Raw genomic sequence first — 19,722 nt, forward strand, 5'->3', positions numbered from 1 at the left:
TGGGATTCCTCTGTGTTGTGCCACGCTGTGTTAGGCCTGCGCGCCCATGGGCGCAAATCACGGATCGGCGAGCGCAAAGCGGATCCCCGCCGATGTGAAGAGCCATTGACGCGCATCGCAGTGCGGCTTATGCAAACGGCTGCGCGGGTATGGTGAAAAGGTATCACGAAAGCTTCCCAAGCTTCAGTTACGGGTTCGATTCCCGTTACCCGCTCCAGACAAATCAGACAGACAGTGTCAGCCAAAGTATCTGATGCGCGGCCAGCGTCACACCGGTGCGCACGTGAAAGGATTCTCCCGCGATCAGATCCGTCATACGGGGGGGCATATCAAGAAACTGATCGGCAGCCACTTCCTGGGCATCATCTGCGAAATTCGCCAGCACGCAAATCTCCTGACCGCCGCCGCTGCGCACGTATCCCAGCACATGGGGGTTATCCGTCGGGAACGGTCTGATCGCGTTGCCCGCCAGCCCCGGTGCGGCACGGCGCGCATCAATCAGCTGTTTCATGCGCGCAAATATCTTGCCTGCATCAGTGTCTTGATCAAACCGCTGCGCATAGAGCGCATCAGGCCGCAGGGGCCGTCCGACCCAGCGCTGATCCTTGGCCTGTCCGGGGTTCTGCTTGTAGGCGTCGTCATTCAGTTGGCCGACCTCATCCCCCAGGGACAACAACGGAATACCCCCTGCCGAGAACGCAATGCCATAAAGCAGGATCATCCGGTCGATACCGCCGGCGTCCCCCGCCTCAACCCCCGCCAGTGAGGCGGTCGTACCGCACACACGGCAATCACCGGTCTTGGGGTTGTACTGGAACGGCACACCGCGCGCGAAGCTGCCTTCGAACTGGTTCGTGTAAAAACTGTTCAGGAAGCGCCGGTGATCGAAGCCCAGAATATCCAGCTCGGCGGCGTCCTCATCGGCAAATGTCCAGCCGATGTCGTCATGGCTGCGCACATAGTTCACCCATGCGCAGTCTGCGTTGATCGGCTGGCGGCGGGTGATGGCCTGATCAATCAGTTCCACTTTGCGTGTGGCCAAAGCCTCCCAGCTCAGCGCCATAAGCAGCGGATTATAGGAAATCGGGCATTCCGCGGGGTCGATATAGGACACCACCTCGTCTGGGTGCACGATCGCCTCGGATTTGAACAAGAGCGACGGTGCCGCGATGCGGCACACTGCGTTGAAGGCGCGCAAGAGCAAATGCGCCTCGGGCTGGCTCTCGCAGGTGGTGCCCAGCCGTTTCCAGATGAAGGCCACAGCGTCCATGCGGATCAGGTCAACACCCTGATTAGCCAAAGCCAGCATTTCCCCCGCCATGGCGCAGAAGACGGCGGGATTGGAATAGTTCAGGTCCCACTGGAAGGAATGGAAGGTGGACCAGATCCAGCGGCCATCTTCCATCTGGATAAAGGCCCCGGGGTGGTCGTCCGGAAAGACCTCGCGCACGGTGCGCTCAAAGGCGTCGGGCATCCGGCGGTCGTTGAAAATCCAGTAGTAATCGGAATATTCCGGATCACCCGCAGCCGCCTTTTGCGCCCATTCATGTTCGTTCGAGGTGTGGTTGAAAACAAAGTCCACAACCAGCGATATCCCCGCTTCGCGCAGGTCCTTGGCCAGCCTGCGCAGGTCGGCCATTGTCCCCAGATCGGCGCGCACCTCACGGTAGCTCGACACAGCATAGCCACCGTCAGAGTTCTCCTTGGGGCAATCAAAGAGCGGCATCAGGTGCAGATATGTGATCCCCAGTTCCTGGAAATAGGGAACATGCTCTTTCAGACCGGCCAGATTGCCTGCGTAACGGTCGACATAGCAAAATGCGCCTAGCATCCGGTTTGACTGGAACCAGTCAGGGGTCGTCTCGCGCGCGGTGTCCAGTGCCTTGAGATCATCCGCGCGGTCCCGCCATGATGTCTGCGCCAGCACGATCAGTTGTGCCAACTGATCGAGGCAGCTTTCATGGGCGCCATAGAGCGTGGCGAAAAGGTCAAAAAGCTGCGGGAAATGCGCCTCGAAACGGGCGTGAAAGGCACGCCCGTCGTCATCGTCGCGGGACAGGCCTGCGTCTTCCAAAGCGGCCAGAACATAGCTTTTTGCAGCTTTGCGTTGTTGCGTCGTCGAGAGCATTCTAGCACACCAAAAATTTAGGTCGGAATGGACCGACTGTCACGGGAACACCGCGCGATATCAAGGGCTTTTCAGCGCGCGCGAACGAGACCCTAGAGGAGAAACATCCCTGAAAGTCCCGCCACGCCGATCGAAAAACTCAGCGGAAGAACAGCATTTGCCATCAGGTGCCATTTGCTGTTTTCAGAACCGAAAATCTTGCGCAACTGGACAAAGAAGAAGGTGCTGACAAAGAAAACCACTAAGAAGATCAGCGCCGCGTAGCCCGCTTTCGACACCGGCACAAAGAGCGCGACACCTGTCATCAGCTTCACTGCGCCCGCCCCTGATCCACCGATGGCGAACATGACAATCCCGAAAAGAAACACACCTGCCGCCAGTGCCACCTGCCAGTAGAGTGGCGTGCGGTCCTCGGCCACAACCAGAAGCACCGCAAACAGAACAAACGGCAGCGCCGTCAGCCAGTTCGGGATACGTCCCGTTCTGATTTCCAGCAACATCGCAACAACGATGATGGCCGCGACAGCGAAGGGGATCATTTCAACGATCATGTGGTGGTCCTTTGTGAGGTGTCGCGCTGCTTATGACAAAGCCCGCAGCCTAAGACATCCCATGCATCTGAAGAAAGTCAACAAGTGCGGCAGTTGAGCCATCCTTGCCCGCCGCACTCTCTTTCCCTTCCACGACAGGTTGCAGGGCTGTGGCAAGTTCCTTGCCCAGTTCCACACCCCATTGATCGTAGGAATTGATGCCAAGCACGACGCCCTCGACAAAGACGCGGTGTTCATAAAGCGCCACGATCTGGCCCAGCACCTCGGGTGTCAGTTGCGGATAGGCGATGGTGACTGAGGGGCGGTTGCCCTTGAACACGCGGTGGCGGGCCTGGCGCTCCAGCTCTGCACCCTCGAATTTATCCGCCACCTTTGCACGCGCCTCGTCCAATGAGCGCCCGCGCATCAGCGCCTCTGATTGGGCCAGACAATTGGCCACCAGAAGTTGGTGTTGGTGGTGCAGATCATCCTCATGTCCGCGCGCCGCCACGAGGAATTCACAAGGAATCACGCGGGTGCCCTGGTGGATCAGCTGGTAGAAAGCGTGCTGGCCATTCGTGCCTGGCTCACCCCAGACCACGGGGCCACTGTCGACGGACAGATCGGCCCCGTCCATGCTGACGCCCTTGCCGTTACTTTCCATCTCGAGCTGCTGTAAATAGGCGGGCAGACGCGCCAGAAGGTTATCGTAGGGCAGTACAGCGCGCGTGGCATGGCCGCAGATCTGGTTGTGCCAAATACCGACCAGAGCGAGCATTGCGGGCAGGTTTTCCTGCCAGGGCGCTGCCTGGAAATGGCGGTCCATGGATTGCGCGCCGCGCAGGAAGGCACGGAATGCGTCAGGGCCAACAGCGATCATCAAGGACAGGCCAATCGGCCCCCACATAGAATAACGGCCACCGACCCAGTCGGCGAAGCCAAAGACGCGCGCGGGATCAATGCCAAAGGCTGCCGTCTTGTCAGCGGCCGTCGAAAGGGCCGCAAACTGTGCGCCTGTATCTGAAACGGTTTGGCCCATCCACGCTTGTGCCGTGCGCGCATTGGTCATGGTTTCAATCGTGGTAAAGGTCTTGGAGGCCACAATTACCAAGGTTGTCGCCGGATCACAGCCGCGCAACACGCCTGCAATATCCGCAGGGTCCACGTTGCTGACAAAATGGCAGCGCGGACCGTCGTGATAAGGGGCCAGCGCCTGTGCCGCCATCGCAGGCCCCAGATCGGACCCGCCAATGCCGATGTTGATTACATCGGTGATCTTGCCGCCCTGCCCTTTGAAACGGCCGCTCCGCACATCATTGGCAAAGCTTTCCATGCGCGCCAACGTGTCCAGAACCTCTGGCATGACATCCTGACCGTCCACCATCACAGGCCCGCCATCAAGGTTGCGCAAAGCGGTGTGCAGCACGGCACGGCCTTCAGTTTCATTGATCGGCGCGCCCGCAAACATCGCGTCACGCTTTTCTGCGACGCCCGCTTCGTCCAGCAGCGCAATCAGCAAGGCGCGGCCTTCGGCGTCGATATTCGTTTTGGCGTAGTCCAGCCGCATATCACCCGTTTGCGCCACAAAATCAGCAGCGCGTGCAGCATCCAGCATGGTTTCGATCCGGCGGCTTGCAACAGCCTCGTGGTGGTCTTTCAGTTTGCGCCACATCTTTTATGCCTCCGCCCAGTGTACCGTTGCACCGTTCAAGACGGCCGCCACAGGCGCCTCTTCCGGTGACAGATGCCGCGCTTTTTCCAGCGCGGCGCGTTTCTCCGCCCCAACAATCACAATGTGCCGGCTCATTGCAGCGTTCAGGACCGCCGCAGACAATGTAATGCGCGGCTCTGGCGCACCGGGCGCGCGCATGGCGACCAAGCGATCACTGCCGTGCAATGCCAGATCAAGCTGGTCGGCACCGGGAAAAATGGACGCCGTGTGCATATCCGCCCCCATCCCCAAGAGTGCCACCGAGAGTGGCAAAGCGGGGCTAAGATTAGCCGCAAGTTCAGGGAGTTTTTCCTCAGGTGTCGCCGCATCGGCGTAGAGCGGCAGATAGGTCGCCGCAGCGGCGCGATCGGTCAGCAACCTTTCGCGCAATAACCGCGTATTCGACCGCTCTGAGGTTTCCGGCACCCAACGTTCATCGGTTAACATCACATGCACACGCGCCCAATCCAGATCAACGGCACACAGGCTGTCAAAGATTGGGCCCGGCGTTGTCCCGCCCGGCACAGCGAGCGATGCGGAGTCATTCGCGCGCAAGGCTGCTGACAGCTCACTGGCCAGTTTATCAGCCAGATCCATCATCATCATTTCCGCGTCCGGATATTCAACGAGCTTCATAGGACCAATCCTCTTCTTCGGTCAGGTCAATTCAAACATGCCGCGTGCCCGAATGGCTTAGCCCTTGATTTCACGCCATTTCCGGCCATCACGGTGCAACAACATCATCGCATCCTCCGGCCCCGCTGAGCCTGCATCGTAATGCTTGGGCACGTCATTTCGTGCTTCCCAGCTATTGATCAGCGGATCGGTCCAGGCCCAGGCCGCCTCAACCTCGTCACCGCGCATAAAGAGCGTCTGGTTGCCACGGATCACATCCATGATCAGGCGCTCATAGGCGTCCGTCACATCCTCGGCCCCGTCGCCCAAGGCATCCGCAAAGGTCATGTCCAGCGGCACATCAATCAGGCGCATGCCCCCCGGACCTGGTTCCTTGATCGTCACCTGCAAATCAATACCTTCGTTGGGTTGCAAGCGGATCGCCAGAATATTGCGGTGGCGGGCCTCATCACCCTCAAAGATCGTATGCCCGAGGTCTTTGAACACCACAGCAATTTCCGAAGACCGCGCCTTCATCCGCTTACCTGTGCGCAAGTAGAACGGCACACCCGCCCACCGCCAGTTGGCGATATGGCAACGCATGGCAATAAAGCTTTCGGTAAAGCTGCGGGGGTTTTCGGCGTCTTCGCGATAGCTGGGTCCATCGGGGCCTGCATCGTACTGGCCACGTACGATATGATGATGATCTATGGATTGTAGCGCCCTGATAACCTTCAGCTTTTCGTCACGCACTGCATCGGCTTCAAACTGGCCCGGAGGTTCCATCGCGATCAGGCACAAAAGTTGCATCAGGTGGTTCTGCACCATATCCCGCATTGCGCCGGATTTGTCGTAATAGGCCCCACGCCCGCCAACACCGACGGTTTCGGCCACGGTGATCTGAATGTGATCGACGTAGTGGTTGTTCCAAAGCGGCTCGAACAGAACGTTGCCAAAGCGCACGGCCATCAGGTTCTGTACCGTTTCTTTGCCCAGATAGTGGTCGATCCGGTAAATCTGGCTTTCGTCGAAATGCGCAGCCAGCGTCTGGTTCAATTCGCGCGCTGTCTCAAGATCGCGGCCAAAGGGCTTTTCCACCACGATGCGGCTTTGCGCATTGGCAATCTTGTTGGTGTGCAGCCGTTCCGCCAGATCACCAAACAAGGACGGTGCAACCGAAAAGTAGAACGCCTGCACCACGTCCTGGCGGACAATCGCTGCTAGATCGGACCAACCGCCCTCACCGCGCGCGTCAATCGCAACATATTCAAGCTGCTTAAGAAAGGCCTCCAAGCCTTTCTTATTTCTGGATTCTTCGCCGCCAAATTCAGCCACCGCATCCGCGATCATCTGGCGATAGCCGTCGCCCTCCAATTCAGACCGCGCAGCCCCGATAATCCGTGACCCGGCAGGCATTTGCCCCGAGAGAAAGCGCCGGAACAGACCGGGCAGGATCTTGCGCCGGGCCAGATCGCCGGTGCCGCCAAAAATCACGAGATCGAATTCATCGACAGGAATGACGCGAGAGACCAAAATAAACCCCCATAGGATGCTGCGTTAGCGCTAACGCGGCCTACCTAACCCGATGCGTGGCCCAAGTCTAGCACTGCTGCGCAGTTACGCTTCGAGTTCTGCATCCCAATAGAGAAAATCAAGCCAGCTTTCGTGCAGATGATTGGGCGGAAATTTGCGCCCGACGTTATGCAACTGTTCAGCAACAGGCCGGCGTGGCGGTTTTTGCAGGCTCATACCGCATTGCTTGAGCGACCGCGCCCCTTTGCGCAGGTTGCAGGGCGAACAGGCCGCCACCACATTTTCCCAACTGGTGATTCCGCCACTGGCGCGCGGGACAACATGGTCAAACGTCAGATCACCACGTGCGCCGCAATACTGGCAGCAAAACTCATCCCGCAAGAACAGGTTGAAACGGGTAAACGCCACCTGCTTTTGCGGCTTGATATAGTCCTTGAGCACCACAACCGACGGGATTCTGATGATGGTCGATGGGCTGCGCACCACCTCGTCATATTCGCTTACGATATCGACGCGGTCGAGCCAGGCCGCCTTTACCGCCTCCTGCCATGGCCAGAGCGAGAGCGGATAATATGACAGGGGCCGATAATCTGCGTTCAGAACCAACGCCGGATAGTGTTTCAGAGCACCCGGTTCGCGCACAAAATCAGTTCTGAAGTCCGTCTGCGTCATAAGCCACACCCCAACAAGGCTGTGCGAGACCAAACAAAGCGGCAGTCCCGCAGTCTTCTTGAAAATGACTATATATCGCGTCAGAAATGTGACAAGTCCCAGAATGTGCGACAAATGCCGCAACTTTTGGCAGACTTTGCACAGGCTGCAATCCCCCCTGGTACGGTGGCTAGAGCACCGCGCCTGCGTGTGGCGCGTCTGAGAGGCACCACACGTCTACTTGACCGCTGCTTTACGCTGTTTGCGATAGGTCGCATTGAAGGCGATCGTGACCCGCTCTTCGGGCGCTTCATTGGGATAGACCCAATGAACGAGATAGGACGGAAACAGGATCATCTCTCCGGGCATGGGCCGGATTGCCTTTTTCGCATTGAAGGCGGGTGCTTTGAGCAAACGCCAGCTCGGCAAATCGCTGCGGGGATCAAGAAACTCGATCTTGCCGGATGAACCCTCGTCGACTTCGGGCTGAGCCACATAATAGACGCCTGACCAATGCGCCCCCGGATGGGTATGAGGGGCGTTGAAGCCACCGGGCGGATTGGCGTTCATCCACGCAAAGAGCTTCACATCAAGCGCATCCAGATCAGCCTTGGCGCCGATTTTCCTTGACGCAGTGGCAACGGCTATCAACGCCTCGGACTTCAAACGCTGGATGCAAGCAGCCTCATTTTCAAAAAGATTACCTGCGGAATGCCAACCGCCGCGATTGGACTTGTCAACGCCTTCGGATGTGCTGCGCAGGCGGGCGCCCTCGGCGAGCAAGTCTCTGTTCAGCGCTGCTGAATCCGCAAGATTGAAACGGAACACCGGCGTGGAAAACAGTTTTTCGAATTTGGTGATGGCAAGCGTGTCCATGGTAATCGCCCTATTATCGTAAGTTTTTTGGCAAGATCGCGGCAGCCACAGCAATGTGGCTGCCGCAGTCCGGCGTTTTCAGAACCGACCTTAAAGATCAGTCATCGTCGGACTCGTCGCTTTCATCAGACTCGTCGTTCTCGTCATCGTCTTCGTCATCGTCTTCGTCATCGTCGTCCGACTCGTCGCTCTCGTCAGACTCATCGCTCTCGTCTGATTCATCGCTTTCGTCGGACTCGTCGCTTTCGTCGGACTCGTCGCTCTCGTCGCTCTCGTCGGATTCGTCGCTCTCATCCGACTCGTCGCTTTCGTCGGACTCGTCGCTCTCATCCGACTCATCGCTCTCGTCATCGTCGGATTCGTCGTCTTGTGACAGCCGGACCTCGCCGATGCTGACGCTGCCATCATTGTCGCGGTCGTTCTGCCGCAGGTACAGATCTGCGCCTGCCGCACCAAAGGCTGTTTCCAGCTCACTTCGTGACAGCGTGTTGTCGCCATTGGTATCAACATCAGCGAATGCACGCGTTTGTGCGAATGCAGGGGCTGCCGATACAACGGCACAAAGCGAGGTGGTCATCAAAAGCTGGGAAAGTTTCATATGTCTTCTCCTGTGAAGGCCCTTGCCGGGCGGTGATGTCACGAAGATGGCCGCAAATCGCGCCCGCGACATCGGTCCAGGGTCGAAGAATGACACGCATTGGTCCGATCAATCATCGGACCATGGTCTGAAATATTAACATCATCCCGGCCAAAGACCGGTCTTATGACATACCCAGACGATCCCGCATGAAGGCCAGCGCCACGGAAAGCCCGTCAGGTGCAATGCCATGTCCCGTGCCCTTCATGATATGGGCATAGACCTCGGTCCAGCCAGCTTCTTGCAGCGCCTCTGCCGCCTGCGGCAGCGATTGGGGCGGCACAACATCATCGGCATCACCGTGGATCAACAGGACCGGTGGTCGGCTTTGCACCTCATCGGCAAGTGCCTCGGGTTCCAGCAGACGCCCCGAAAAGGCAACGACCCCCGCAATGGCATCTTCACGGCGCGGCACCACATGCAACGCCATCATCGTACCCTGCGAAAAGCCAAGCACAATGACCTGCTCGGGCAGCAAGTCCTCATCCACCATCACCCCATCAAGGAAAGCATCCAGATCAGCCGCCGCATTTTCCATACCGGCGCGGCTTTCTTCCTCGCTTGAGCCGTCAATCCACGGGATCGGGAACCACTGCAGCCCCATCGGGGCTGCGATACAGGCCTCCGGCGCGTCAGGCGCAATGAAAAGCGTATCCGGCATATGCTCGGCCAGCGGATCGGCCAACCCGATCAAATCCGCCGCATTGGCGCCATAGCCATGCAGAAAAACCACACAAGATCGGGTCTCGCCCGAGACCGGTTCGCGCCGCTGTGCTTCCAAAGCCCGTGTCATCTGATGCCTTCTCTTTGTTTGCTGTGTTTGTAGTAGGCCCACAAGATGCGGGCTGCAACCGATCGCCACGGCGACCATGCCTCAGACATCGCCCGCAGCTCCCTTTCTTTGGGGCGCGCGGGCAGATCAAAGATCAAACGTGCTGCCTCCTGCAACGCAAGATCACCCGGCGCAAAGACATCGGCCCGACCCAGCGAGAACATCACGTATATCTCAGCTGTCCAAGCACCGATGCCGGGGACAGCGGTGAGGGTCTTGATCACATCACGCGCTTTCATTTGGCGCAGGCCGTCATAATCGATCCCGGCACTGGCCAAAGCATGGGCATAGCGCGCCTTTTGCTGGCTCAGGCCCAGCGCGCGCAGTTCATCCGTGCGGGCGGCGGCCACCGGATGCGGTTCTGTCATCCCTGCCCCCTGCAACCTTGCCCAGATCGCATTGGCCGAAGCGACGCTGACCTGCTGGCTGACAATCGCACTGAGGAGTTCCGCGAAGCCATCCGGTTTCAGGCGCAGCGGCAAAGGTGGCAACCCGTCCATGGCGCGCGCAAACCGCGGCTCGTTGCGGCCAAGCCAGTCCGCCCCCTCTGCGATGCAGGCATCCCCGATGATCACACGTTCTTTCACAAGGCCTTCACCCAAGCGCGTGCGGCCTCCACTGTCGCGACCACAGGCCAATCGCCTTGCGGTGGGCGCGCGATCATGAGCACAGGAATACCCAGTTGCCGCGCAGCCGTCAGCTTGGTGCCGCTGGCTGCACCGCCCGCGTTCTTGACCACCAGATACTGCACGCCCAGCGCGTTAAAGAGCGCCTCTTCATCAGCGACCGAGAACGGTGGCCGCCCGACCAGAAACCGCCCGCCCGCAAACGGAAACGGCTTGTCGGGCGGATCGATCTGGCGACAGATCACCTCGCGCCCGGTCAGATTGGCAAAACGGTCCAGCGTCTGACGCCCCGTGCCAAGGAACACAACCGAGCCTTCTGGAATATGGGCCGCAGCCTCTGTTTCCGAAGTAATCTCGATCCAGTTGTCCCCCGTCTCGGGCGTCCATGGGGGGCGCAGGAACTGCACGTAAGGCAGGCCTAGTGACTGGCAAATGGATGCAGTTCGCTTTGTGATGCGATGGGCAAAAGGATGCGTCGCATCGAGAACGGCCGTGATGCCCGCCTCTTGCAGGTATCCGCGAAACCCGTTCGCCCCGCCAAAGCCGCCGATCCGTGTCGGCAAAGACTGCGCCGCCGGCGCCCGTGTTGCACCGGCCAGCGAGATCACCGCATCATACCCCTGCAAGTGCTCTGCGATCTGCCGCGCCTCTCCCGTGCCGCCAAGGATCAACAGGGTCATGCGCCAGCCCTTGCGATAATCGTGCCTTTGCGGTCGATAATGATGATATCATAGGCAATCCCCGCCGCGCCGAACCGCGCCTGCACCTGCGCCAGTGCCTGATCAGCAACCTTTTGCGCCATCATAGGCCCTGCAATCTCATAGGCCTCAAGCGCAGTGTTCGCCTCTGCGACGCGCGGATCACCCACCATCGCCGCAAGCCCTGCAAAATCCACCTGACTGCGCGCAGAGTGCAAATCCACCGCCCCTTGCGCCAGTTTCGTGATCTTGCCGATACCGCCTCCAATCGTGACGCGCCCGATAGGGTGTTTGACCAGATACTTCAGCATCCCCCCCGCGAAATCGCCCATATCCAGCATCGCGTGATCGGGCAGCGCATAAAGCGCCTGCACAGTTGCCTCCGATGTGGCCCCCGTGCATCCGGCCACATGGGTCAGACCCGCCGCACGTGCCACATCTATTCCGCGATGGATCGAGGCGATCCAGGCCGCACAACTGAAGGGCCGCACAACACCTGTCGTCCCAAGGATCGACAGCCCCCCCGTAATGCCCAGTCGCGGGTTCCATGTCTTGAGCGCAATCTCTGCACCTCTCGGCACAGAGACCTCGATTACCACATCAGGGCGCTGCCCGTAGTGCGCTGCCATTTCTTCAACAACATCCGTCATCATCTGACGGGGCACCGGATTGATCGCAGGCTCGCCCACGCCAATCGGCAGTCCGGGTTTGGTGACGGTCCCCACTCCTTCGCCTGCCTGAAAAACAATACCCCCGTCAGACGGGCGTACCGACACGACAATCAGCGCCCCATGCGTGACATCAGGATCGTCGCCCGCATCTTTGGTAATCCCCACACGCGCCCAGCCCGCGCCCGCCTCCGCCAAAGCCAGCGGAAAGACCGGCGTTTCGCCCTTGGGCAGCACGATCCCCACCTCGCGCACAAAGGCACCGCCCCAAAGACGCATCAAAGCCGCCTTGGTCGCCGCCGTGGCACAGGCTCCCGTGGTCCATCCACGGCGCAATCGGGGTGTGGTGTCATCACTCATTGCGCGCGACGATAGGCAGGGCGGGCGGTGACGGCAATCACCAATACGAGGTCGTTTGCCACCTTTCCAAGCCCCGCAATCGGCGGCATAAAGGGGACATGAGCATTGATATCCCCCTTCCCTCCCATACATGGCCCACGCTGGAACGCGGCTGGGTCTGGCTTTGTGGCGCGGGTCCGGGTGACCCGGGGCTGTTGACGCTCCATGCGGTCAACGCACTCCGTCAGGCGGATGTGGTGATCTATGATGCGCTGGTACAGGAACAAATCCTGTCATGGGCCCCGCAGGCCGAACATATCTATGCGGGCAAACGCGGCGGCAAACCCTCTGCCAAACAGCGCGACATCTCTCTGCGGCTGGTTGATCTTGCGCGCGCGGGCAAACGCGTCCTGCGTCTGAAAGGCGGCGATCCTTTTGTCTTCGGGCGCGGCGGCGAAGAGGCCCAGACACTCGTCCAGCATAATATTCCGATCCGTATCATTCCGGGCATCTCTGCAGGGATCGGCGGGCTGGCCTACGCGGGTATCCCCGTCACCCACCGTGATGTGAACCAGTCGGTGACCTTTGTGACCGGCCATGACCAGTCTGGCAATACGCCGAGTTCGCTTGACTGGGCCAGCATCTCCAAAGGCAGTCAGGTCATCGTCATCTATATGGGCATGAAACACATCGCCCAGATCGCCGAGCAACTGATCACTGCAGGACGCAGCCTGCATGAACCTGTTGCTGTGGTTACAACTGCCACGACCGAAGACCAACAGGTGCTCGAAACCACACTCGGAACCATCGTCGAAGACATCGCTGCCGCCGCACTGGCGCCGCCCGCGATTATCTGCATCGGGCAATCGGTGCTGATGCGGCAGGTGCTCGACTGGCAGGGCATGGCCGCAGGGAACGCACCGCGCAATCTTGACCCCTTGGGCCGTGGCCGCCCAGCTGAATCTGCCTGAGGCACAGATGCCGCCGCACTTTCCATGTCCGATCAAACTTCCGCCGGAGGCATCCCCGCGCCTCGTTGCGCGATGAGCTTCATTGTCGCAGCCCCTGCTTCCGGCAGCGGCAAAACAACCGTCACCTTGGGCATCCTGCGTGCGCTCACGAACCGCGGCATCGCAGTGCGGGGCGCAAAATCAGGTCCGGATTACATTGATCCGCGCTTTCACGAAGCCGCCTGCGGACAGCCCTGCCTGAACCTTGACGCATGGGCCATGACCGCCGCGCGCATCACGTCACTTGCCGCCGGTCCCCTGCCACTCGTTATCGAAGGGGCGATGGGGCTGTTTGACGGGGCTCCCCCCGACGGAAAAGGTGCCACTGCCGATCTTGCGCGTATCCTGGGCCTGCCTGTGATCCTGATCGTGGATGCCGGCAAAATGGCAGGGTCGGTCGCGCCCTTGGTCCAAGGGTTCATCGCCCATGACGCGGATGTGCATATTGTGGGCGTGATCCTCAACAACGTGGGGTCGCCCCGACACGAAGCCATGCTCCGGCGCGCGCTTGCAAATGTACCTATCCTCGGCGTTATTCCCCGCACAGCGGCCCTGAGCCAGCCGTCACGGCATCTCGGTCTGGTGCAGGCGCAGGAAAGGCCTGACCTTGAAGCCTATCTGGACGCAGCCGCCGCCTTGATCACGCATCACTGCGACATGGATACAGTCCAGACGATGCTACGCGCCACAGCATACGCATCCGGCCCGTCCCACAAAGCCGTTCCTCCAGCCCAACGCATTGCAATCGCCCAGGATGCGGCCTTTGCCTTTAGCTATCCGCACCTGCTGCAAGACTGGCGCGACGCAGGGGCGGACTTGCAGTTCTTCTCGCCCCTCGCAGATGAGGACGCACCGGATACAGACCTTATCTATCTGCCCGGCGGCTACCCGGAGCTCTACGCCGGACACCTTGCGGCGAACGCCCGCTTTCTGGGATCGTTGCGCAGATCAAACGCCCAGATCTACGGCGAATGCGGGGGATATATGACCTTGGGTGAGGTGCTGATTGACGCAGACGGCACGGCCCATCCCATGGCTGGGCTTCTCGCCTTGGAAACGTCCTTTGAAAAGCGCGCCTTGCATCTGGGCTATCGCGACCTGCAGGCGCTGGCGGGGCCCTTTGCGGGGACATGGAAGGGGCATGAATTCCACTATGCCAAGACCCTCAAGGCCAGCGGCATGCCGCTTTTTACAGCCGCCGATGCCGAAGGCGCCTCCTTGCCCGCAATGGGGTTGATCCAAAACAATGTCAGCGGCAGCTTCGCCCATATTATTGACGCAGCATAATCAGGGCCTTGCCCTGCCTCTGGCGCAGGCGTAACGATATCCAAATGATAATAGCTGATGACACGCGGGCCAAACGCAATGTGGCCGTTCTGGTGCTCGCCCAAGCCATTCTGGGTGCGCAACTTCCAATGATCTTTGTTGTGGGCGGACTTGTGGGCGGGCAATTGGCCTCGAACCCATGCCTTGCCACACTGCCGATCTCGGTCATTGTCTTTGGGTCCATGACCACAGCGCCCTGGATCAGCCCCTTGATGCAGCGTAACGGACGCCGCTTTGGCTTTTTTATCGGGGCCTTTGCGGGTGCAATGGGGGCAGCTGTCTCGGCTTACGGTCTCTACACCGGCTCATTCCTTATTCTGCTGGCTGGCTCATATCTCACCGGCATCTATATGTCCGCACAGGGCTTTTACCGCTTTGCCGCAACCGATACCGCCTCGGAGGCGTTCCGCCCGAAGGCGATCTCTTATGTCATGGCCGGCGGGCTTCTCTCGGCGGTGATCGGACCGCAACTCAACAAGCTGGTGCAGGACGCCTATGTGGTGCCCTTCCTTGGGACCTATATGGCCATCATTTTGCTGAACCTCGTGGGGATGCTCCTGTTTCTCTGGCTCGACCTGCCCAAGGGGACCAGACGCGAGCCAGAAACCACAGCGGTGGTCGGGCGTTCGCGGCTTGAACTGCTGCGCGACCCGCGGGTACTTGTCGCGATCATCTGCGCGATGGTCTCCTATTCCTTGATGAACCTTGTCATGACCTCGACGCCTTTGGCGGTGGTGGGCTGTGGCTTTACCACAGATAACGCCAATGACATCGTCTCGGCCCATGTCTTGGCGATGTTCGCCCCCTCCTTCTTTACCGGCCACCTGATTGCGCGTTTCGGTGTCGAGCGGATCGTCTCGCTCGGGCTGGTCATTCTTGCTTTCGCCGGGATCGTGGCATTGTCCGGTGTCGCGCTGACCAATTTCTACATTGCGCTGATCCTCTTGGGGCTTGGCTGGAACTTTGGCTTTATCGGGGCCACCACAATGCTGGCAGGCGCGCACCGCCCCGAAGAACGCGGCGCAGTGCAAGGCATGAACGACATGATCGTCTTTGGCATGGTGACTGTGGCTTCGCTGGCCTCGGGCGGTTTGATGAACTGCTCGGGCGGCACCGCTGTTGAGGGCTGGAATGCGGTGAACCTTGCGATGGTTCCGTTCCTCGTGCTGGCTGGCGGGTCACTGATCTGGCTGGTGCGGCAACCCAGAATGGCGGTCTAGAGACCAAGATTTTTCGTCGAAAAATCTTGGGGATGCCAACAATTTTCGACGAAAATTGTTCAGTGCCACCACCCGCGCAAGGTGACGTTGAGGAACCGCAGACTGTCGCGCGCAGGGTTCACGTCAAGCGCATCCGCCACAACACGTGCCGGTTCACGCTGAACCCGTTGCAGCACAGGCCGCGCATGATAGCCTGCAATCAACGCAGCCCCTGCCGCCTTTGATACAGACCGGCGGCTTTTGCGCGCCTTATCCAGACGCGCCTGACCAGAGGCGGCCAACTCCGCAATAGCGGCGTCGCTTGTATCGCCCAAAGGCTTGCGGCCCTGACCATTGAGCGCGGGATAGGCCTGAAGAATATTCGCAACCCCGACGCCATATCCAAAATCACGCACGAACCCTTCATCCGCGGGCCCCAAGAGACGCGCGGCGGTCCACATCAGATGCGCCGAAGTTGCATTGATATATTCATCAAAATGCGCGCGGTCCTCGAAAGGTTCGCTGTAGATATCCCAGCGCCGCGCGGCGACCAAACCGTCCAGACAGCGCGCGCCTTCTGCATCCAGACACCCTGCCAGCGCATCCACCACCTCATGGCGGCGTGGTGTCTTGCCCTCGGCTATTTCTTCCAGCGCATCGCGCCACCATTGCAGGCGCATTTCGGCGATCATCGTCTCTTGTGTCACCCAAGGGGCACGCGCGACCTCGATGTTGAAAGCATAGAGCGGAAACAGGATCTTGCGCGCTGACACGGGTGCTGCCATGGCCGCGCGAAAACGCAGCGGATCGGCCTTTTCAACCAGTGCAGCGCAGGCCTCAAAGCTCATGCATCTGCCTTTGCGCCGTCACGGATCAGTTTCCAGTTGATCGCATCAATCAGCGCATCAAAAGAGGCATCCACGATGTTCGCACTCACCCCCACAGTCGACCACGACCTGCCCTTGCCGTCCTCGCTGTCGATGATGACACGGGTCACAGCCTCAGTGCCGCCATTGGTAATACGCACTTTAAAATCAACAAGTTGCATATCGTCGATGATGTCCTGATAAGGGCCGAGGTCTTTGGACAAAGCACGTGACAGCGCGTTTACGGGGCCTTGATCCGACCCATCGGGACCTTGGCTTTCACTGACGTTCAGCATTTTCTGCCCGCGCACCTTGGTGACAACAACCGCCTCGGAGATTGACACCATCTGGTTGCGCTTGTTCTTGCGCCGCTCGACGGTAACACGGTAGCGTTTAACCTCGAAGAAACGCGGCAAAGTCCCCAATTCTTCACGCGCGAGCAACTCGAAACTGGCCTGTGCGGTGTCGTAGGAATAGCCCTGCGCCTCGCGTTCCTTGACCCGTTCGACAATCCGCGCCAAGGCGGGATCATCGGCCGCGACCTCCAGCCCTGCCTCTAGCAGACGCGCGCGCAGGTTGGACTGCCCCGCCTGGTTCGACATGGGCACGATCCGCGTGTTGCCGACCAGCGCGGGGTCGACGTGTTCATAGGTGCTGGGATCCTTGGCAATGGCCGAGGCATGCAGCCCCGATTTATGCGCAAAGGCCGAGGCCCCCACGTAGGGCGCCTGTTTGGCAGGCACACGGTTCAGAATATCATCCAGCAGGCGCGACGCACGGCGCAAACCTTTGAGCGCCGCGGGCGTGACACCGGTTTCAAACTGGCTGGCGTAGGGTTCTTTCAACAACAGCGTCGGAATCAGCGTTGTCAGGTTGGCATTGCCACAGCGTTCGCCCAGCCCGTTCAGCGTCCCTTGCACCTGCCGCACGCCCGCCAGCACTGCCGCCAGTGAATTGGCCACCGCGTTTTCGGTGTCGTTGTGTGTATGGATCGCCAGATGATCGCCCGGAATTCCGCTGGCAATCACCTCCGTGACGATCTGCGACACTTCATGCGGCAGCACACCGCCATTGGTATCGCAGAGCACAATCCAGCGCGCGCCAGCCTTGTAGGCTGCATGCACGACCTGCAAGGCATAGTCAGGGTTGGCCTTATAGCCATCAAAGAAGTGTTCGGCATCAAACAACCCTTCACGCCCCTGCCCGTTGATATGGGCAAAACTGGCGGCCACGTTTTCGATGTTGTCTTCAAGGCTGATGCCCAATGCGGTCGTCACATGGAAATCATGCGCCTTGCCCACCAGACAGACTGCAGGCGTGCCCGCATTCATCACAGCCGCCAGCACGTCGTCATTTTCAGCCGAGCGTCCGTTACGCTTGGTCATACCAAAAGCGGTGAAGGTCGCTTTGGTTTGCGGCGGATTGGCGAAAAAATCCGTATCGGTCGGGTTCGCCCCGGGCCAGCCACCTTCGATATAGTCGATCCCCAGACCGTCCAGCACAGCGGCGATCTGGTGCTTTTCACCAGCTGAAAACTGCACCCCCTGGGTCTGCGCCCCGTCGCGCAGCGTTGTGTCGAAGAGGTAGAGGCGTTCTTTGGCCATCACATCCCCTCCAGCTTGGCTGCGTCGAAATCAGGACCCGGCGCCCATGTCGCCTGCCCGCCCACGTCCGTGACCTGCACACCTGCGGCATTGAGGATATCGCGCACTTGATCGGCACGCCCCCAATCCTTGGCAGCCCGCGCTGCGGCGCGTTCGGCCAGCAAAGCATCAACGCGCGCGGCAATCGCTGGGGCGACACCATCACCGGCCTCGCCGCCGTCGAATTGCGGGATGTGGGCCCAGTCGTTCACCAGCCCCAGCATTTGAAGGCCGTAAGCAAAACCTGCCAGCGCAACCGGCGTTTTCCCCTTGGACAACACATGCAGCCGTGCCAATGCGCCCGAGGTATTCAGGTCATTGGCCAAAACACCAAGAAATTCGGCATCAGGCTGCCATTTGTCTTCAGCGCGCAGGGCGGCAATAAGTTCGGGGCCAAAACCATGCCCGTGTAAAATCCCGTACCATTTGCGCAAGGTGCCTTCGGCCTCGGCGCGGCGGGCCTCGGTCCAGTCCATCGTCTTGCTGTAATGCGTACCCAGCATCACAAGGCGGATCACCTCGCCCGGGATACCCTGATCCAGCAGGTCGCGGATTGTAAAGAAATTGCCCAAGGACTTGGACATCTTCTTGCCCTCGACCTGCAGCATCTCGTTATGAATCCAATAGCGGGCAAATTCACCCTGCGGATGGGCGCAGGCGGACTGCGCGATCTCGTTTTCGTGGTGCGGGAATTGCAAATCGTTGCCACCGCCGTGAATGTCAAAGCTTTCGCCCAGCAATTCATGGCTCATGGCTGAGCATTCGATATGCCAGCCCGGGCGGCCATAGCCCCAAGGGCTGTCCCACCCCGGCACACCGTCACCCGAGGGTTTCCACAGGACGAAATCCATCGGATTGCGTTTGTAGGGGGCCACCTCGACCCGTGCACCTGCGATCATATCGTCAATGGAGCGGCCGGAAAGCGCGCCATAAGCCTCATAGCTTTCCACCGCAAAGAGCACATGCCCCTCGGCTTCATAGGCGTGATCCTTGGTGATCAAGTCCTCAATCATCGCGATCATCTGCGGGATGTGGTCGGTCGCGCGCGGCTCATGTGTGGGGCGTTGCAGACCCACGGCATCGAGATCATCGTGATACCACTGGATCGTTTCTGCTGTGATATCGCCAATGGCACGGCCCGTTTCGGCGGCACGCGCGTTGATCTTGTCATCCACATCCGTGAAATTGCGCACATAGGTGACGTGATCCGCGCCATAGACCTCTTTGAGAAGGCGGAACAGCACATCAAACACCAGCGAGGGCCGCAAGTTCCCGATATGCGCGCGGTCATAGACCGTCGGCCCGCAGAGGTACAAACGCACGTTTTGCGGATCAATCGGGACAAAGTCCTCGCGGCGGCGGGTCTTTGTATTGTTCAAGCGGATCGTCGTCATAGGTGCCTCGCACGTGCGTTACGCCGCGGGCTTACCAAGTTCAGTTTTGTTTTGAAACGTGAAAGAGCAACCCGCGACAGATGTCAGCAGATAATAATGCAGCAGGTAATGATGCAGTTACTCTTCATGGAGACGGGATAGCAGGTCATAACAACTGCGTCCACATGAACTTGGATTGAGTGGGGAAGTCAGGTTTGAGCCCAGATGAACCGCACGTGCAAGGCAACGCAAAACGCCTTCCGGTCAAAGTCGGAAGGACCGCGAAACCGTCGTCCAGAATGACCGTTAATTCAGCGTTCATGCAGTTTTTGCTAAAATTATATACGTCCAGCGTTTCTTGGGCGCGTTTGATAGTGCAAAGGGAAGCAAGATGAATATTCTTAAAACTACGATGCTCAGCACGTTTACCGTCATATCCTTGGGATTGGCCTCAGCCAGCT

Annotated in this window: 18 protein-coding genes and 1 tRNA gene; 4 read left to right on the forward strand and 15 right to left on the reverse strand. The window is 59.4% G+C overall.

Annotated elements, in window-relative coordinates; translation table 11 throughout:
- Positions 1-143 precede the first annotated feature (143 nt).
- Positions 144-217: transfer RNA gene (locus SJY29_RS08080), tRNA-Gly, on the forward strand.
- 6 nt (positions 218-223) lie between these two features.
- Here the strand turns inward: SJY29_RS08080 and SJY29_RS08085 are convergent.
- The 12 genes from SJY29_RS08085 to SJY29_RS08140 form a co-directional block, all read right to left on the reverse strand.
- On the reverse strand, positions 224-2,128 hold the full coding sequence (locus SJY29_RS08085; protein ID WP_400088592.1) for an alpha-amylase family glycosyl hydrolase: 1,905 nt from the start codon (positions 2,126-2,128) through the stop codon (positions 224-226).
- Positions 2,129-2,220: 92 nt separating this feature from the next.
- Positions 2,221-2,679 (reverse strand): prepilin peptidase, encoded by a 459-nt coding sequence (locus SJY29_RS08090; protein ID WP_400088594.1) that lies wholly within the window; start codon positions 2,677-2,679, stop codon positions 2,221-2,223.
- Positions 2,680-2,728: 49 nt separating this feature from the next.
- Positions 2,729-4,330, reverse strand: coding sequence for a glucose-6-phosphate isomerase (gene pgi / locus SJY29_RS08095; protein WP_400088596.1), 1,602 nt, complete (start codon positions 4,328-4,330; stop codon positions 2,729-2,731).
- Positions 4,331-4,333: 3 nt separating this feature from the next.
- On the reverse strand, positions 4,334-5,005 hold the full coding sequence (gene pgl / locus SJY29_RS08100; RefSeq protein WP_400088598.1) for a 6-phosphogluconolactonase: 672 nt from the start codon (positions 5,003-5,005) through the stop codon (positions 4,334-4,336).
- A gap of 57 nt (positions 5,006-5,062) precedes the next feature.
- Positions 5,063-6,517, reverse strand: coding sequence for a glucose-6-phosphate dehydrogenase (gene zwf / locus SJY29_RS08105; RefSeq protein WP_400088600.1), 1,455 nt, complete (start codon positions 6,515-6,517; stop codon positions 5,063-5,065).
- Between the two features lie 84 nt (positions 6,518-6,601).
- Entirely contained in the window at positions 6,602-7,189 is a 588-nt protein-coding gene (locus SJY29_RS08110) for an HNH endonuclease (RefSeq protein WP_400088602.1), read from the reverse strand.
- Positions 7,190-7,405: 216 nt separating this feature from the next.
- Positions 7,406-8,044: a TIGR02466 family protein gene (locus SJY29_RS08115; protein ID WP_400088604.1), complete on the reverse strand. Its 639-nt coding sequence runs from the start codon at positions 8,042-8,044 to the stop codon at positions 7,406-7,408.
- 97 nt (positions 8,045-8,141) lie between these two features.
- Positions 8,142-8,642, reverse strand: coding sequence for a hypothetical protein (locus SJY29_RS08120; protein WP_400088606.1), 501 nt, complete (start codon positions 8,640-8,642; stop codon positions 8,142-8,144).
- A 163-nt stretch (positions 8,643-8,805) separates the two neighbouring features.
- The gene (locus SJY29_RS08125; protein ID WP_400088608.1) at positions 8,806-9,474 is read right to left on the reverse strand and encodes an alpha/beta hydrolase; all 669 of its coding nucleotides are present in this window, start codon (positions 9,472-9,474) and stop codon (positions 8,806-8,808) included.
- Entirely contained in the window at positions 9,471-10,115 is a 645-nt protein-coding gene (locus SJY29_RS08130) for a DNA-3-methyladenine glycosylase family protein (protein ID WP_400088610.1), read from the reverse strand. The genes SJY29_RS08125 and SJY29_RS08130 overlap by 4 nt, the downstream gene beginning before the upstream one ends.
- The gene (locus SJY29_RS08135; RefSeq protein WP_400088612.1) at positions 10,097-10,819 is read right to left on the reverse strand and encodes a cobalt-precorrin-6A reductase; all 723 of its coding nucleotides are present in this window, start codon (positions 10,817-10,819) and stop codon (positions 10,097-10,099) included. Before SJY29_RS08135 ends, SJY29_RS08130 begins: the two co-directional genes overlap by 19 nt.
- Positions 10,816-11,865, reverse strand: a complete 1,050-nt coding sequence (locus SJY29_RS08140) for a cobalt-precorrin-5B (C(1))-methyltransferase (RefSeq protein ID WP_400088614.1) — start codon at positions 11,863-11,865, stop codon at positions 10,816-10,818. Before SJY29_RS08140 ends, SJY29_RS08135 begins: the two co-directional genes overlap by 4 nt.
- 98 nt (positions 11,866-11,963) lie before the next feature.
- Between SJY29_RS08140 and cobA the strand changes: the two genes are divergently transcribed.
- The 3 genes from cobA (at position 11,964) to SJY29_RS08155 (ending at position 15,400) form a co-directional block, all read left to right on the forward strand.
- Entirely contained in the window at positions 11,964-12,815 is an 852-nt protein-coding gene (gene cobA, locus SJY29_RS08145; RefSeq protein ID WP_400088616.1) for a uroporphyrinogen-III C-methyltransferase, read from the forward strand.
- 72 nt (positions 12,816-12,887) lie between these two features.
- Positions 12,888-14,141 carry a cobyrinate a,c-diamide synthase gene (locus SJY29_RS08150; protein ID WP_400088618.1) on the forward strand — a complete coding sequence of 418 codons (1,254 nt, stop codon included), beginning with the start codon at positions 12,888-12,890 and terminating at the stop codon, positions 14,139-14,141.
- A gap of 44 nt (positions 14,142-14,185) precedes the next feature.
- Positions 14,186-15,400, forward strand: coding sequence for an MFS transporter (locus SJY29_RS08155; protein WP_400088620.1), 1,215 nt, complete (start codon positions 14,186-14,188; stop codon positions 15,398-15,400).
- A gap of 59 nt (positions 15,401-15,459) precedes the next feature.
- On the opposite strand, the gene SJY29_RS08160 is transcribed toward SJY29_RS08155, so the two are convergent.
- From SJY29_RS08160 to cysS, 3 genes are read right to left on the reverse strand one after another with little or no spacing between them, the layout of a single operon-like run.
- A complete protein-coding gene (locus SJY29_RS08160) occupies positions 15,460-16,227 on the reverse strand; it encodes a squalene/phytoene synthase family protein (RefSeq protein ID WP_400088622.1) in 768 nt (255 codons plus the stop codon).
- A complete protein-coding gene (cimA, locus tag SJY29_RS08165; RefSeq protein WP_400088623.1) occupies positions 16,224-17,849 on the reverse strand; it encodes a citramalate synthase in 1,626 nt (541 codons plus the stop codon). The genes SJY29_RS08160 and cimA overlap by 4 nt, the downstream gene beginning before the upstream one ends.
- A complete protein-coding gene (gene cysS / locus SJY29_RS08170) occupies positions 17,849-19,282 on the reverse strand; it encodes a cysteine--tRNA ligase (protein WP_400088625.1) in 1,434 nt (477 codons plus the stop codon). Before cysS ends, cimA begins: the two co-directional genes overlap by 1 nt.
- Positions 19,283-19,722 lie beyond the last annotated feature (440 nt).

This window comes from Yoonia sp. R78084 (assembly GCF_044595625.1).
In the GTDB taxonomy this organism is placed as follows: domain Bacteria; phylum Pseudomonadota; class Alphaproteobacteria; order Rhodobacterales; family Rhodobacteraceae; genus Yoonia.

Excerpts from the sequence above, each read along its gene's own strand:
- SJY29_RS08085 (WP_400088592.1), bottom strand. The coding sequence starts at position 2,128 with ATGCTCTCGACGACGCAACAACGCAAAGCTGCAAAAAGCTATGTTCTG.
- SJY29_RS08090 (WP_400088594.1), bottom strand. The coding sequence starts at position 2,679 with ATGATCGTTGAAATGATCCCCTTCGCTGTCGCGGCCATCATCGTTGTT.
- pgi (WP_400088596.1), bottom strand. The coding sequence starts at position 4,330 with ATGTGGCGCAAACTGAAAGACCACCACGAGGCTGTTGCAAGCCGCCGG.
- pgl (WP_400088598.1), bottom strand. The coding sequence starts at position 5,005 with ATGAAGCTCGTTGAATATCCGGACGCGGAAATGATGATGATGGATCTG.
- SJY29_RS08110 (WP_400088602.1), bottom strand. The coding sequence starts at position 7,189 with ATGACGCAGACGGACTTCAGAACTGATTTTGTGCGCGAACCGGGTGCT.
- SJY29_RS08115 (WP_400088604.1), bottom strand. The coding sequence starts at position 8,044 with ATGGACACGCTTGCCATCACCAAATTCGAAAAACTGTTTTCCACGCCG.
- SJY29_RS08120 (WP_400088606.1), bottom strand. The coding sequence starts at position 8,642 with ATGAAACTTTCCCAGCTTTTGATGACCACCTCGCTTTGTGCCGTTGTA.
- SJY29_RS08125 (WP_400088608.1), bottom strand. The coding sequence starts at position 9,474 with ATGACACGGGCTTTGGAAGCACAGCGGCGCGAACCGGTCTCGGGCGAG.
- SJY29_RS08135 (WP_400088612.1), bottom strand. The coding sequence starts at position 10,819 with ATGACCCTGTTGATCCTTGGCGGCACGGGAGAGGCGCGGCAGATCGCA.
- SJY29_RS08140 (WP_400088614.1), bottom strand. The coding sequence starts at position 11,865 with ATGAGTGATGACACCACACCCCGATTGCGCCGTGGATGGACCACGGGA.
- cobA (WP_400088616.1), top strand. The coding sequence starts at position 11,964 with ATGAGCATTGATATCCCCCTTCCCTCCCATACATGGCCCACGCTGGAA.
- SJY29_RS08150 (WP_400088618.1), top strand. The coding sequence starts at position 12,888 with ATGAGCTTCATTGTCGCAGCCCCTGCTTCCGGCAGCGGCAAAACAACC.
- SJY29_RS08155 (WP_400088620.1), top strand. The coding sequence starts at position 14,186 with ATGATAATAGCTGATGACACGCGGGCCAAACGCAATGTGGCCGTTCTG.
- SJY29_RS08160 (WP_400088622.1), bottom strand. The coding sequence starts at position 16,227 with ATGAGCTTTGAGGCCTGCGCTGCACTGGTTGAAAAGGCCGATCCGCTG.
- cimA (WP_400088623.1), bottom strand. The coding sequence starts at position 17,849 with ATGGCCAAAGAACGCCTCTACCTCTTCGACACAACGCTGCGCGACGGG.
- cysS (WP_400088625.1), bottom strand. The coding sequence starts at position 19,282 with ATGACGACGATCCGCTTGAACAATACAAAGACCCGCCGCCGCGAGGAC.